Source organism: Mesorhizobium sp. 1B3 (assembly GCF_050958605.1).
Taxonomy (GTDB): Bacteria; Pseudomonadota; Alphaproteobacteria; order Rhizobiales; family Rhizobiaceae.
Genome location: NZ_JBJHDO010000002.1, coordinates 194,559 through 207,331 on the forward strand (window position 1 = coordinate 194,559; position 12,773 = coordinate 207,331).

A 12,773-nucleotide genomic window follows, 5' to 3' on the forward strand; every position below is an offset into this window, starting at 1 on the left:
CGTTTTGGTGACCAAGGACAACCAGCATCCGTTCTTCCGGCCGCTATGGCGGCGCATCGCCGTGATTCTGGTATGCGTGGGATGGGCCGTTCTCGAGTTCGCTACCAACGCGCCCGGCTGGGGCATGATCGCTCTGGGCTTCACCGCCTATGCCGTCTGGGCTTTCCTCCTCACCTACAATCCGCCCGCGGAAAACAAGGAGTAGGACGATGTCGCGACTGCTGGTGAAGCCGAAAAAGGGAAACGGTCTTGTCAGCCACGTGACACCGGAAAGCGCCGGCTGGACCTATGTCGGCTTCGACCTCCATCGGTTGAAGCCGGGCGAGGCTGTGTCAGCCGAGACGGGCGGCCGCGAGGCGTGCCTGGTTTTCGTTACCGGCAAGGGCAGGGCCTCTGCGGCGGGACAGGATTTCGGCTTGCTCGGCGGCCGCATGTCGCCCTTCGAGGGAAAGCCCTGGTCGGTGTATGTGCCGCAGGGCTCGAACTGGTCGGTGACGGCCGAGACCGATCTGGAACTCGCCGTCTGCTCGGCGCCTGGCCTCGGGGGCGGCCTCCCGGCGAGAGTGATCGCTCCGGACAGCCTCGGCCAGGAAACGCGCGGCAAGGGCACCAACACGCGTTACGTCACCAACATATTGCCGGAAGGCGAGCCGGCCGATTCGCTCCTGGTGGTGGAGGTCATCACGCCTGGCGGCCACACATCCAGCTATCCCCCACACAAGCACGACCAGGACAATCTGCCCGCCGAATCGCTGCTCGAGGAGACCTACTATCATCGTCTCAACCCGTCGCAGGGCTTCGCCTTCCAGCGCGTCTACACCGACGACCGTTCGCTGGACGAGGCCATGGCGGTGGAGGATGGCGACGTCGTGCTGGTGCCCCGGGGATATCACCCTTGCGCGGCCTGCCACGGCTACGACCTTTACTACCTCAACGTCATGGCAGGGCCCAGGCGCACCTGGAAATTCCATAATGCCAGGGAACACGAGTGGCTGATGAAGATGTAACTCGACTAGCCATATCATCTTTATAGGGCTAAACAGCCGTGCGCCGGTCGCATATTCCCGGCATTTCGGACCATGCTCAGACGCTTCTTTTCCTATTACGCCCCGTATAAGGGCCTGTTTCTGCTGGACTTCTCCTGTGCGGTTCTGTCCGGCCTGCTGGAACTCGGCTTCCCGATGGCGGTGCGATCCTTCGTGGACGATCTGCTGCCCGGCGGAAACTGGGTTCTCATCCTGGTTGCCGCGGCGGGCCTGCTGCTGATCTACCTTCTCAACACGGCTTTGATGGGGGTGGTCACCTATTGGGGCCACATGCTCGGGATCAACATCGAGACCGAGATGCGGAGGAAGAGCTTCGACCATTTGCAGAAGCTGTCCTTCCGCTTCTACGACAATCACAAGACGGGCCACCTCGTCGCCCGTGTCACCAAGGATCTGGAAGAGATCGGCGAGGTCGCCCATCACGGGCCCGAAGACCTGTTCATCGCCGTAATGACCTTCCTGGGCGCCTTCGCGCTGATGTTCGCGGTCAACGTGAAGCTCGCCCTGGTCACGGCCGTCATCGTGCCTTTGGTGGGGTGGGTGATCATCCGCTACGGCGAGCGCATGGAGCGCAACTGGCAGGCACTCTACGGCCGTGTCGGCGACTTCAATGTCCGCATCGAAGAGAATGTCGGGGGCATGCGGGTGGTCCAGGCCTTCGCCAACGAAGACCATGAGCGCGCGCTGTTTGCCCGCGACAATGCCCGCTACCGCGAGACGAAGCTCAACGCCTATCGCATCATGACGGCCAGCAACTCGCTGAGCTACATGAGCATGCGCCTGGTCCAGCTCGTCGTCATGGTGGCGGGGAGCTATTTCGTCATCACGGGCGAGCTGTCGAATGGCGGCTTCGTGGGCTTCCTGCTGCTGGTGGGCGTGTTCATGAGGCCGATCGAGAAGATCAACTCCGTCATCGAAACCTATCCGAAGGGCATCGCCGGATTCAGGCGCTATGCGGCGTTGCTCGACACCGAGCCCGACGTTGCCGACCGGCCGGATGCGCGCGACGTGCACGGGCTGAAGGGCGATATCCGCTATCGCGGCGTGAGTTTCGGATATGGCGGGAACAGAAAAGTCCTGCAGGACATAAATCTCGATATTCGGGCCGGCGAGACCGTCGCTTTCGTCGGGCCCTCTGGGGCCGGCAAGACGACGATCTGTTCGCTGCTGCCGCGGTTCTACGAGGTCGAATCCGGAGCCATCACCATCGACGGCATCGACATCCGCGACATGACGCTCGCTTCGTTGCGCAGCCAGATCGGCATCGTCCAGCAGGACGTCTTCCTGTTCGGCGGCTCGATCCGCGAGAATATCGCTTATGGTCGCCTGGATGCGACCGAAGCCGAAATCGCCGACGCGGCGCGCCGCGCGCACCTCGATACGATGATCGAAGGATTGCCGGCCGGCTACGATACGATCATCGGCGAACGCGGCGTGAAATTGTCGGGCGGTCAGAAGCAGCGGCTGGCGATCGCCCGCATGTTCCTGAAGAATCCGCCGATCCTGATCCTCGACGAGGCGACCTCGGCGCTCGACACTGAAACCGAACGCCAGATCCAGCAATCGCTCGCCGAACTGGCGCAGGGCCGCACGACGCTGGTGATCGCCCACCGGCTCGCCACCATCCGGGGAGCCGACCGCATCGTGGTTGTCGGCCCCTCAGGCATCGTGGAGCAGGGCTCGCACGGGGAATTGGTGGCCGCCGGGGGGATGTACAAGCGGCTGCACGAGGCGCAGAACTGGTAAGCGCACCTGCGGCCGTCAAAGATCGCAGGGGTGAGGATGGGTTTGTGGCAGGGCCCCTCATCTGCCTGCCGGCATCTTCTCCCCGTAAAACGGGGAGAAGGACGCTGCCGTCTCCGCTTTCGCCAATCATCACCGTTTCCGACTGGCGAAAGCCAAGCGGCCGGCCTCTCTCGGTCCGCTTGCGGGGAGAGATGCCCGGCAGGACAGTGAGGGGCTTGACGAGGCTCAGAATTTGCAAGGGCGCCTGCGGCTGGCACGCATCGCAGCGATATGATGGATTGTGGCAGGGCCCCTCATCTGCCTGCCGGCATCTTCTCCCCGTAAAACGGGGAGAAGGACGCTGTCATCTCCACTTTCGCCAATCATCAACGTTTCTGACTGGCGAAACCGAAGCGGCCGGCCTCTCTCGCCCCGCTTGCGGGGAGAGATGTCCGGGAGGACAGTGAGGGGCTGCATGAGGCCCAGAATTGGAAGTGCGCGTGCGGCGTCAAAGATCGCAGGGGTAAGGATGGGTTTGTGGCAGGGCCCCTCATCTGCCTGCCGGCATCTTCTCCCCGTAAAACGCGGAGAAGGACGCTGTCATCTCCACTTTCGCCAATCATCAACGTTTCTGACTGGCGAAACCGAAGCGGCCGGCCTCTCTCGCCCCGCTTGCGGGGAGAGATGTCCGGCAGGACAGTGAGGGGCCCTTTTCGCGCTCGAATCAATCGATGTCGAAAGACACACCCTGCGCCAGCGGCAGCGCCTTGGAATAGTTCACCGTGTTGGTGGCGCGCCGCATATAGGCCTTCCAGGCGTCGGAGCCGCTCTCGCGGCCGCCGCCTGTCTCCTTCTCGCCGCCGAACGCGCCTCCGATCTCCGCGCCGGAGGTGCCGATATTGACGTTGGCGATGCCGCAGTCCGAACCGTCGGCGCCGAGGAAGCGCTCGGCCTCCTGCAGGTTCAGCGTGAAGATCGACGAGGACAGGCCGGCTCCCACTGCGTTGTGGTCGGCAAGGGCCTGGTCGAAGTCGCTGTATTTCATCACATAGAGGATCGGCGCGAAGGTCTCCTCCGTCACCGGAGCGACCTGCTTCGGCATCTCGACCAGGGCCGGCTTTACGTAATAGGCGTTCGCAAGTCCGTTCTCGACGCGGGCCCCGCCGGTGATCTCTCCGCCATTGGCCTCGGCTTCCCGCAGTGCCTTCTGCATGTTGTCGAAGGCGGCCTTGTCGATCAGCGGCCCGACCAGTGCGCTGGTTTCCAGCGGGTTGCCGACCGAGACGCTCTCATAGGCCTTCTTCAGGCGCGGCACGAGCGCATCGTAGACGCTTTCATGCACGAACAGGCGGCGCAGCGTGGTGCAGCGCTGGCCGGCCGTGCCCATGGCGCCGAAGGCGATGGCGCGCAGCGCCATGTCGAGATCGGCCGAAGGGCAGACGATGCCGGCATTGTTGCCGCCGAGCTCGAGGATGGCGCGGGCGAAACGCTTGGCCAGGCGCGGCCCGACGTCACGGCCCATGCGGGTCGAGCCGGTAGCCGAGACCACGGGCACCTTGGGATGGTCGACCAGGACTTCGCCGACGGCGCGGTCGCCGATCAGCACCTGGCTCAGGCCCTCCGGCACGCCGCCGAGACGGGCCGCGGCCTTGTCGAAGATCGCCTGGCAGGCGAGCGCGGTAAGCGGCGTCTTCTCCGACGGCTTCCAGACGACGGCATCGCCGCAGACCAGGGCCAGAGCCGCGTTCCACGACCATACCGCGACCGGGAAGTTGAAGGCCGAGATGACGCCGACCACGCCGATCGGATGCCAGGTCTCCATCATGCGATGGCCGGGACGCTCGGTGGCGATGGTGAGACCGTAGAGCTGGCGCGACAGGCCGACCGCGAAATCGCAGATGTCGATCATTTCCTGGACCTCGCCGAGGCCCTCGGACGGGATCTTGCCGGCCTCGATCGACACCAGCCGGCCGAGATCCTCCTTGGCGGCGCGCAGCTCCTCGCCGAGCAGCCGCACCAGTTCGCCACGCTTCGGCGCCGGTACCAGACGCCACGCGCGGAACGCCGCGTCGGCCTTCTCGATCATCGCAGCGGCGTCGGCCGGGCTGGTCACGGCCAGCGCGCCGATCTGCTCGCCGGTGACGGGGCTGAACGAGGCCATGCTGCCGTTCGTATAGGCTCTTTCCGCGACGCCGAGTTTCGACAGGATCGCGTGCGTTTCCCTTGGGACGGACATGGTTCACCTCTTGTTTCTTGCCGGTGGCGCCCTGCTCATCGCGCTTTTGGTCGAAAGTCAAGGGCTGGCCCAAAGGAATGGGCCTCGACAGACAAGGACAGGCGAGGGCGGCGCGGCATCGCCGCCCAAGCAGGTTTCGGGAAAGTGTCCCACGGTTTTCCGACAAAACCTGCGGCAAAACAGAAAGCTAAGCAGGTGAAGCGTGGGCGAAGCCACGCAAGCCTGCTGGTGCGATCCGTCAGGCCCCGTGCGGCTGTGCCCCGCCATGGGGCGCACTGGTGTGCTCGCGGCGGCTGCGCAGGCGGAAGGCGAGGATCAGCATGAACACGCCGAAGGCGATGGCGTAGCCACCGAGCCACCAGGTGAGCACCACCGCGCCGATCAAGGGCGCGATCAGGAGCGCTATGCCGAACAGGATCGACACGACGCCGGAGAGCACCATCCACCAGCGGCCGTGCTCCCGCGTCAGCTTGTAGGCGGATATCAGCATCAGGACGCCCGTGATCAGGGCCCAGGCCGCAGTGACGATCACGAAGGCGAAGACGGCGCTGACCGGGAAGAGGAAAGCGACGATGCCGACCACGATGTCGAGAACGCCTTCGGCGAGCAGCAGGCCCCATCGCTGGTCGGCGCGGGCGGCCCGAATGGCCGAGATGATGCCGAAAACGCCGTCGACCAGCAAATAAGCGGCGAAGAACAGCGCCAGCGAGAGCATCGCCGCGCCGGGTACGAAAATCGCGATGAGTCCGAGAAGGATGGCCGCCACGCCTCGAATGGCGAGCGCCCACCAGTTTTCGGCGAGCAGCCTGCTCATGGCCTCGTCGCCGGAGTTTCTTTCGACAGTGCTGTTGGTGCTCATGCCGCTTCTCCATCGGCCGCCCCGCCCGTTGAGCAAATTACCGTTTAAGCTTATGAAAATACAGCGCGACCGCGCAAAAGGGTTACCGCAATGGAGCGGGCTTCCTCCAAAAGGCGTGATCGCCAAATTTCCGAGCATCCAAAGGAGGTTACCGGTTATCTCCTTCCTGCCTCGTCACCGCCACGGTGCAGCCTTGTTTCCCGCTATGATGCGCTTCGACGAATGAAGAGCCAGGCAACAACGACCGGCATCATTCGTTGTCGTTGTTCTGCGTACCCCCCGGCAATTCCAAGCGTTCCGGCAGTCATCAAAGCTGCATGGACCGCTGCTAGAGTCCGGGGCGCCAGGGCGAGGCAGATAAAGGGAACAGTCATGTCGCATATCCATTTCCAGGAAAGATCCATCGCCTTCGTCGTCGACCAGTACGTGGAGTCGCGCAGGGACCCGGAATGGCCGATTTCCACCGGCTACGCGCTGCGCGCGATCCGAACCGTATTGCCCAATTGCGATCTCTCCGATCGTCAGCTCGCGGAGATGGTCGCCGCGTCAGCCATCCGTCGCGGGCGCAACGTCGCTTTCGACTTCGCCATCGAGGCGCGCGAATCCAACAGCACGGGACACATCGGAGGCTTCTGAAATTCGTCGCGGAGGCGGCAAAAAACAGTACCGCGGAACCTTTCGGCCTCTGGGTCGTTCGGGTGCCGTGAAGGGATACCGGCCCGAGGGTCGAAAATCCCCGTCACATGGAGCCCGGTGAAGCTATCGCTCGCCGGGCTCTCCATTTTTGATCCAGATTCTTCGTCAGAGTTTCCGGCTGAGATAGAGCGAGCCGCGCAGGCCGAACCGCCAGGGATGGCCGGCCGCGCGGCTGATCCCGATTCTCGTTCCCGCCGCGATCTCGGGCTTGTCGGCGGGCAGCCGCAGGCCGAAGGGCGCCGCGTCGAGCGGCAGCCCGTCGAAGGAGCCGTCCACGCCGAGCGCCTGGCAAAGCCGCCCGGGTCCCGCACAGAGCAGGCGGATATTCTCCAGCCCTCGCCGCTTGCGCATCGCATCTGTCCCGATCGTCGGTTCCAGCGCACGGATGAGGACGGCGCTGCCCGGCAGGCAGACCATGTTCAGGCACCAGTGGATGCCATAGGAGCGGTAGACATAGGCATGCCCGGCCGGGCCGAACATCGCTCGATTGCGCGGGGTCGGGCCGGGAAAGCTGTGAGAGGCCGGATCGTCGGGCTCGTAGGCTTCGGTCTCGACGATGATACCGCCGGTCGAGCCGACCACGAGTTCGGCGCCGATGAGTTCTGGCGCGAGTTCCAGGGCACGTCGTTCGAAGAAATTGCGATGCGGGGTCATTTTCACCGAAGGGGAGGGCACTTCGGCGTAGCTGTATAGAGCATCCTGCCGAAATGTGGATGCCGGTTGTCGGCACGAAGGTTCGCAGCGGGATCGGCAGGGTAACGGCATCCCGTCTGCTGCCGTGGCCGGTTCTGTCGGAACCGGAAGGGCCTGTCCTCGTTGTAAGGGTTATTTCAGACAGGGATATTGCCATGCTTCGCAAAACATGTGCCGGGTTGACGATTCTTCTCCTGGCAATCCCGGCTGCTGCCCTTGCGCAGGATCGGCCCCGCATACCGCCCGACAACGCAAAGAAACTGTCCGAGATCGTCGCCAAGGTCGAGCAGCGCCAGGACTTCCACTACGTCGACGACATCGAGTGGAGCGAAGAGGGCTATTACGACGTCACTTACTACACGACCGACAAGGCGAAGGTGGAAATCAAATACAACGCCGTCAGCGGAGAGCCGCAATGAAGGCGCCGGGTCCGGGTGGTCCGAAGCCGGTGCCTCCGCCGGACCCTATTCCGCCCATGCCGGACCCGCAGCCGGACCCCTCGCCCTTCCCCGGGCCCAAGCCGACGCGGTGAGTGCGTAGCGTAGCGAGTGTGACAGCAGCGTTGTTGCCGGTATGCTTGGTTCGCGTGCGAATGCGGGCAGCGAGGGGAGTTTTCCTCGCGGCCTGCTGGTGCGGTTCAGGGCAGGCGGAGGCAACGACGATCAGGTTGAACATGTCCAGACCCCATCTTGACGTGCTCGTGTGCGGAGCGGTTTGCCGCTTGGCCGTCCGCCATCTGCATCGCAAATGACCCTTGCCGATAGCAGACGTTGGTTTCACGCCTGACAACAGACGTTCAGTGGTTGGCCTTCGTCGACCGCTATCCGTATTCCGCCGACTGTATGCATCCATGGGGCACAACGCAGTGAGTTGACGCATACGGAGCACCAATGCCTGACGTTTGGTCGGAAAACGGCTGTTAGTGACGTCAATCGTCATCGCCGGATTTTTGGCGGTTCCATGCGTCTAAAAACGCGTGGATTGAGTGTCGTTCGTCATCATCGAGCTCGCCGCAGTTCCGAACGGATTCTAAGGCTTCACGAAAAGCCGTGGCATCAATAATGTTCGTGTCTTCCCTGATTTGCGCAGTTATGGACCGCTTGGCGACGCGGTCACCTAACGAACCGAACCCACCCATGGCCATTGTCCAAGAAGACCCGGTCATTGCTCGCGCGAGGGCGACAAGTGCCTTTGGTTCTTTCAATAATCCGCCCGTCCACTCTTGTATTTCCGAAGGATCATTGTTCATAAATTCCACCCAGCGGTGAAGGATGTAAAGCAAGTCTTGATGGCCCAAGAGCGAACCGTTGGAAGCGGCTGAACGAATTAGTTTGAGAGCTCGATCAATCAGCTCGGGCAAAGCGGCTTCCGTTGTGAGGCAATCTTCCTCCCTCGTAGGTAACTTCCCTTCTCGCTGCTGGTAGTCGCCACGCGCTGAGGACACAAAGTCCACAAGCCATCCCAAGGACGCAGCCTTGGTGGCTTCGAAATACATCTTGGTCCGTTCCTCGATAGTGAAACGATCTCGCGTAAGACGCCTGATGAGCCAATGGTAGCGACGGCTTGTGTTCGCCACCGCCATAAATCCATCCTCGACATCTTTTTTGTGATCGATTTCGTCGTGGATCTCGAACAGTGCACCCAGTAGTGGCTCAACCTTGACCTTGTCGACGCGTTTCCCATGCGTGGTGAGCTCGTCGAGATAAACCGGGACCATTGATTGCCCTGTTTGACGCTCGACTTCAGATGCCCTCCGAAAAGCCGCTTTTATGAATTCCCGATCATCTGCCTTCTCGACCAGTTCCCCGATCTGTTGAGCCGACAAAACCTCGTCACTGAGCGAAAGTCGAAAATAGGTATCAAAATGCGCTTCAACGCAGACACGACGTTCTGAGCTCCAGTCGCTTATCCAGTCGCCGGCATAGCTCGTCTCTTCTAGTCGAGGGAACAGCCGCTGTAGTGCCGTCCTTGCGAGTTCATGGCGATCTTGAGGGACGCTTTTTAGGAAAGTGTCGAATCGGTTTTGATCGGTTCGATTTCCACCACCCTCGCGTAGGGTGCCGCATGCCAGATGCTTGTTTGATCTGACGGCTGCAAAGAGACCAGGCTCATACAGCCTGAGTGTTTCCAAGGCCATGAAATCGGCCGGGTTCACTTCACCGGCAATAGCAGGCCACGTCACGCTGATGGCATTTTGGAATCGACTGACGTGACGCGGCGAAGTGATGTACGGTGCAACGACATCATAAAAGACATTCATAAACCGAACTATTTGATACTCGTTAGGCGATCCACAAATTTCAGAAATCGACGCGAGAACGGCATTGTTGAGATCGGTTGGAAGCGGGGCCGGAAGTTCAAACCCAGCTTGTATTATCTTTTCTAGAAAGTGGGGCCCTTCGGATGGGTACCTCTCACTAACCGCTTTTTCAGCAAGTTGTCGGTCGAAAACCACGAGGTACATTACGTTGGGCAACCGCCCCACAGACTTGATCAGCCGAAAAATGGCAAGCGCTTCTTCTGGGGTTAGCCGATCCAGATCATCAATAATGACGAGAAACCGCCGATCCTGCTCCGCAAGGATTTTCGCGAGCTTTTGAAACGTTCCCTCTAACGTCTCACCGTCGGGAAAAAATCGCTTCGCAAAGTCGAACGCTCCGCCGACCAAACCCGCTAGCGGGCCTGCCGGAGTCAGCGCGATTGCCTGTCCAATTATCGGCCCTGCCTGTAAGATCCCACGCCCCAATTTGGGAATCAAATCCTTAACTTTGTCCTTGAGTGTTGAGCTTAAGATCGCGTTGAGGTTCTGAAGAAATGCAAGCGCCAACGCCTCTTCACCCCGGTACCACCAGCACTTAAACTCTGTAAGTATGAGTCGTTGATTTTCAGCTCTGCTCAATGCAGATCGTAACAAGTTGACGGCGCTACTTTTGCCAGAGCCCCACGGACCATTCAAAGCAATGGTGGTCCCTATGGGACTTTCGATGTTCAGTATGCTTTTTGCCAGCGCCTCGGCAAATGGCGTGACACCATATCGGTCGTCTTCGGAGTCTTCGATCGGGCTGTCGTTGAAATAGCTCTTCATAGCTCACTGTAAGCTTTTCTTTTCTTGAACTGCCATGCATCAGCCCGGCAAGCTGCGCGGCTTTGCCGAGGCCTATCCTACGGCCGAATGCTTCTGCCCGATCGGCAACGCTGATGAGATGTTCTGCCAATGGCTGCCAAGACGAGCGGTCGGCGCGCCCGAATGTGCATAGAACATGCAAACCCTCCACCTAGGTGCATGCTCACTCGGCAATTTCAGGTAGTCAAGCAGGAATCTGCAACCTTATCAAGTAGCTGGCCTAACTGTGCCGACATGGCTAGGCTGGAATTCGAAAGACATGGAGGTTCCCATGACGGGCACAAGCGGCAACGCGAAACCCGGCCGCATCCCTCGGGATGGGTTGGCGCATGTATCGGGGGAAACTTCCGAACTGCTGCTTCCCCTCACCATCCCGCAGCTTCTGCAGCTCGCTGTAGCGGGCAACGGCCCACGCGACGCGGCGGTGTTTCCGGAGCAGGGCAGGCGGCTTTCCTGGGATCAGCTGGAGGAGGAGGTCGACGCCTTCGCCGGCGGTCTCATCAAGCTGGGGCTCGGCAAGGGCGACCGCGTCGGCATCTGGTCGCCGAACCGCTGGGAGTGGCTGGTCACTCAATATGCGACGGCGCGGATCGGGGCGATCCTCGTCAACATCAATCCGGCCTATCGCATGTTCGAGCTGGATTATGCGCTGAACAAGGTCGGCTGCGCGGCCCTGGTCACGGCGTCGAAGTTCAAGACGTCGGACTATGTCGGCATGCTACGCTCGCTCGCGCCGGAACTCGACCAATGCGCGCCCGGAGAGCTGCGCGCTGAGAAGCTGCCCTCGCTCCGGTCGGTTATCCTGATGGGCGAGGAGCAAAGTCCCGGCATGTTTGCGTTTGCCGAGGTCATGGAGAAGGGGAAGGCCGTGCCGCGCGGGCGGCTCGACGCCGCGACGGCGGCGCTGCGGCCCGGCGATGCGATCAACATCCAGTTCACCAGCGGCACAACCGGCGCGCCGAAGGGCGCGACGCTGACCCACACCAACATCGTCAACAACGGGCATTTCGTCACCGCCGCGATGAACCTCTCCAAGGAGGACCGGCTGTGCATTCCCGTGCCCTTCTATCATTGCTTCGGCATGGTGATGGGCTCGCTCGGCTGCGTCTCCAAGGGCGCGACCATGGTGTTTCCCGGCGAGGGTTTCGACGCAGCCGCGACGCTCAGGGCCGTGGAAGCCGAGAAATGCACGGCGCTCTACGGCGTGCCGACCATGTTCGTCGCCATGCTCGATCATCCTGATTTCAAGAGCTTCGATCTCTCGTCGCTGCGCACCGGCATCATGGCCGGCGCGCCATGCCCGATCGAGGTGATGAAGCGCGTGATCGGCAGCATGCATATGAGCGAGGTGACCATCGCCTATGGCATGACGGAAACCAGCCCGGTCTCGTTCCAGAGCGCGGTCGACGACCCGCTCGAGCGCCGTGTCTCGACTGTCGGGCGGGTCCATCCGCATGTCGAGGTCAAGATCGTCGACGAGAGCGGCAACACGCTGCCGACTGGCGCGCGCGGCGAGCTCTGCACGCGGGGCTATTCGGTGATGTCCGGCTATTGGGACGACAGCGAGCGCACCGCCGAGGCGATCGACGCAGGCGGCTGGATGCATACGGGCGACCTCGCGACCATAGACGACGAAGGCTATTGCAACATCGTCGGCCGGGTGAAGGACATGGTGATCCGTGGCGGCGAAAACATCTATCCGCGCGAGGTCGAGGAGTTCCTTTATCGCCATCCCAAGGTGCGCGAGGTCCAGGTGTTCGGCGTGCCGGATGCCAGATATGGCGAAGAGCTCTGTGCCTGGATCGTGCCGCTCGCCGGCCAGACGGTGACGGAAGAGGAGATGCGCGACTATTGCCGTGACCAGATCGCCCACTACAAGGTGCCGCGCTATTTCCGCTTCAAGACCGAGCTGCCGATGACGGTGACCGGCAAGCCGCAGAAATTCATCATGCGCGATACGATGATCGAGGAGCTCGATCTGGTGGTGGCGAAGACGGCGTGAAGCTCCGGCGATGGCGAGTTGCCCCTCACTGTCCTGCCGGACATCTCTCCCCGCAAGCGGGGCGAGAGACGCCGGCCGCTTGGGTTTCGCTAATCGGAATGTTGGTGATTGGCGAAACCGAAGATGACAGCGGTCTTCTCCCTCCTACAGGGAGAAGACGTTCATAAGTCCTGGGAGGACGCCTTGGATGGTGAAATACATGGCGCAACGTATGGAAAGCTCAAAGAGCGGGATGGTGCTGGTGCCGATTCGGCCATTTCGTTCTGCACCGTTGGGTGGCTTGCTCAACCGTAGCGGAATGGATCCTCGGATCAGCTCGCCCGCTGGCGCGGGCTCCCGTCCGAGGATGACGATTGCGTTGAAGACCTGCCCAAATCACCAACCTTGGCGAT

Annotated in this window: 10 protein-coding genes; 6 read left to right on the forward strand and 4 right to left on the reverse strand. The window is 61.5% G+C overall.

Features of this window, described 5'->3' with window-relative positions:
* The first annotated feature begins 7 nt into the window (after positions 1 to 7).
* From ACCO56_RS06000 to ACCO56_RS06010, 3 genes are all read left to right on the forward strand, one after another.
* Positions 8 to 205 (forward strand): DUF3329 domain-containing protein, encoded by a 198-nt coding sequence (locus ACCO56_RS06000; protein ID WP_433638648.1) that lies wholly within the window; start codon positions 8 to 10, stop codon positions 203 to 205.
* A gap of 4 nt (positions 206 to 209) precedes the next feature.
* A complete protein-coding gene (gene iolB / locus ACCO56_RS06005) occupies positions 210 to 1,007 on the forward strand; it encodes a 5-deoxy-glucuronate isomerase (RefSeq protein ID WP_433638649.1) in 798 nt (265 codons plus the stop codon).
* Positions 1,008 to 1,079: 72 nt separating this feature from the next.
* On the forward strand, positions 1,080 to 2,792 hold the full coding sequence (locus ACCO56_RS06010; RefSeq protein WP_433638650.1) for an ABC transporter ATP-binding protein: 1,713 nt from the start codon (positions 1,080 to 1,082) through the stop codon (positions 2,790 to 2,792).
* 703 nt (positions 2,793 to 3,495) lie between these two features.
* Here ACCO56_RS06010 and amaB read toward each other — a convergent pair.
* Together amaB and ACCO56_RS06020 are read right to left on the reverse strand one after the other, a co-directional pair.
* On the reverse strand, positions 3,496 to 5,007 hold the full coding sequence (gene amaB / locus ACCO56_RS06015) for an L-piperidine-6-carboxylate dehydrogenase (RefSeq protein ID WP_433638651.1): 1,512 nt from the start codon (positions 5,005 to 5,007) through the stop codon (positions 3,496 to 3,498).
* A gap of 238 nt (positions 5,008 to 5,245) precedes the next feature.
* Entirely contained in the window at positions 5,246 to 5,866 is a 621-nt protein-coding gene (locus tag ACCO56_RS06020) for an HdeD family acid-resistance protein (RefSeq protein WP_433638652.1), read from the reverse strand.
* 372 nt (positions 5,867 to 6,238) lie between these two features.
* On the opposite strand from ACCO56_RS06020, the gene ACCO56_RS06025 reads away from it, so the two are divergent.
* The gene (locus tag ACCO56_RS06025; protein ID WP_433638653.1) at positions 6,239 to 6,502 is read left to right on the forward strand and encodes a hypothetical protein; all 264 of its coding nucleotides are present in this window, start codon (positions 6,239 to 6,241) and stop codon (positions 6,500 to 6,502) included.
* A 165-nt stretch (positions 6,503 to 6,667) separates the two neighbouring features.
* On the opposite strand, the gene ACCO56_RS06030 is transcribed toward ACCO56_RS06025, so the two are convergent.
* On the reverse strand, positions 6,668 to 7,216 hold the full coding sequence (locus ACCO56_RS06030; protein ID WP_433638656.1) for a DNA-3-methyladenine glycosylase: 549 nt from the start codon (positions 7,214 to 7,216) through the stop codon (positions 6,668 to 6,670).
* A gap of 194 nt (positions 7,217 to 7,410) precedes the next feature.
* Between ACCO56_RS06030 and ACCO56_RS06035 the strand changes: the two genes are divergently transcribed.
* On the forward strand, positions 7,411 to 7,674 hold the full coding sequence (locus ACCO56_RS06035) for a PepSY domain-containing protein (protein ID WP_433638658.1): 264 nt from the start codon (positions 7,411 to 7,413) through the stop codon (positions 7,672 to 7,674).
* A gap of 509 nt (positions 7,675 to 8,183) precedes the next feature.
* On the opposite strand, the gene ACCO56_RS06040 is transcribed toward ACCO56_RS06035, so the two are convergent.
* A complete protein-coding gene (locus tag ACCO56_RS06040) occupies positions 8,184 to 10,340 on the reverse strand; it encodes a KAP family P-loop NTPase fold protein (RefSeq protein ID WP_433638660.1) in 2,157 nt (718 codons plus the stop codon).
* A 310-nt stretch (positions 10,341 to 10,650) separates the two neighbouring features.
* Between ACCO56_RS06040 and ACCO56_RS06045 the strand changes: the two genes are divergently transcribed.
* Positions 10,651 to 12,381 carry an AMP-binding protein gene (locus ACCO56_RS06045; protein WP_433638661.1) on the forward strand — a complete coding sequence of 577 codons (1,731 nt, stop codon included), beginning with the start codon at positions 10,651 to 10,653 and terminating at the stop codon, positions 12,379 to 12,381.
* The last annotated feature ends 392 nt before the right edge of the window (positions 12,382 to 12,773 follow it).

What these genes read in the sequence shown, in the direction of transcription:
- iolB (WP_433638649.1), top strand. Translation starts at nt 210, where the DNA reads ATGTCGCGACTGCTGGTGAAGCCGAAAAAGGGAAACGGTCTTGTCAGC.
- ACCO56_RS06010 (WP_433638650.1), top strand. Translation starts at nt 1,080, where the DNA reads ATGCTCAGACGCTTCTTTTCCTATTACGCCCCGTATAAGGGCCTGTTT.
- amaB (WP_433638651.1), bottom strand. Translation starts at nt 5,007, where the DNA reads ATGTCCGTCCCAAGGGAAACGCACGCGATCCTGTCGAAACTCGGCGTC.
- ACCO56_RS06020 (WP_433638652.1), bottom strand. Translation starts at nt 5,866, where the DNA reads ATGAGCACCAACAGCACTGTCGAAAGAAACTCCGGCGACGAGGCCATG.
- ACCO56_RS06025 (WP_433638653.1), top strand. Translation starts at nt 6,239, where the DNA reads ATGTCGCATATCCATTTCCAGGAAAGATCCATCGCCTTCGTCGTCGAC.
- ACCO56_RS06030 (WP_433638656.1), bottom strand. Translation starts at nt 7,216, where the DNA reads ATGACCCCGCATCGCAATTTCTTCGAACGACGTGCCCTGGAACTCGCG.
- ACCO56_RS06035 (WP_433638658.1), top strand. Translation starts at nt 7,411, where the DNA reads ATGCTTCGCAAAACATGTGCCGGGTTGACGATTCTTCTCCTGGCAATC.
- ACCO56_RS06040 (WP_433638660.1), bottom strand. Translation starts at nt 10,340, where the DNA reads ATGAAGAGCTATTTCAACGACAGCCCGATCGAAGACTCCGAAGACGAC.
- ACCO56_RS06045 (WP_433638661.1), top strand. Translation starts at nt 10,651, where the DNA reads ATGACGGGCACAAGCGGCAACGCGAAACCCGGCCGCATCCCTCGGGAT.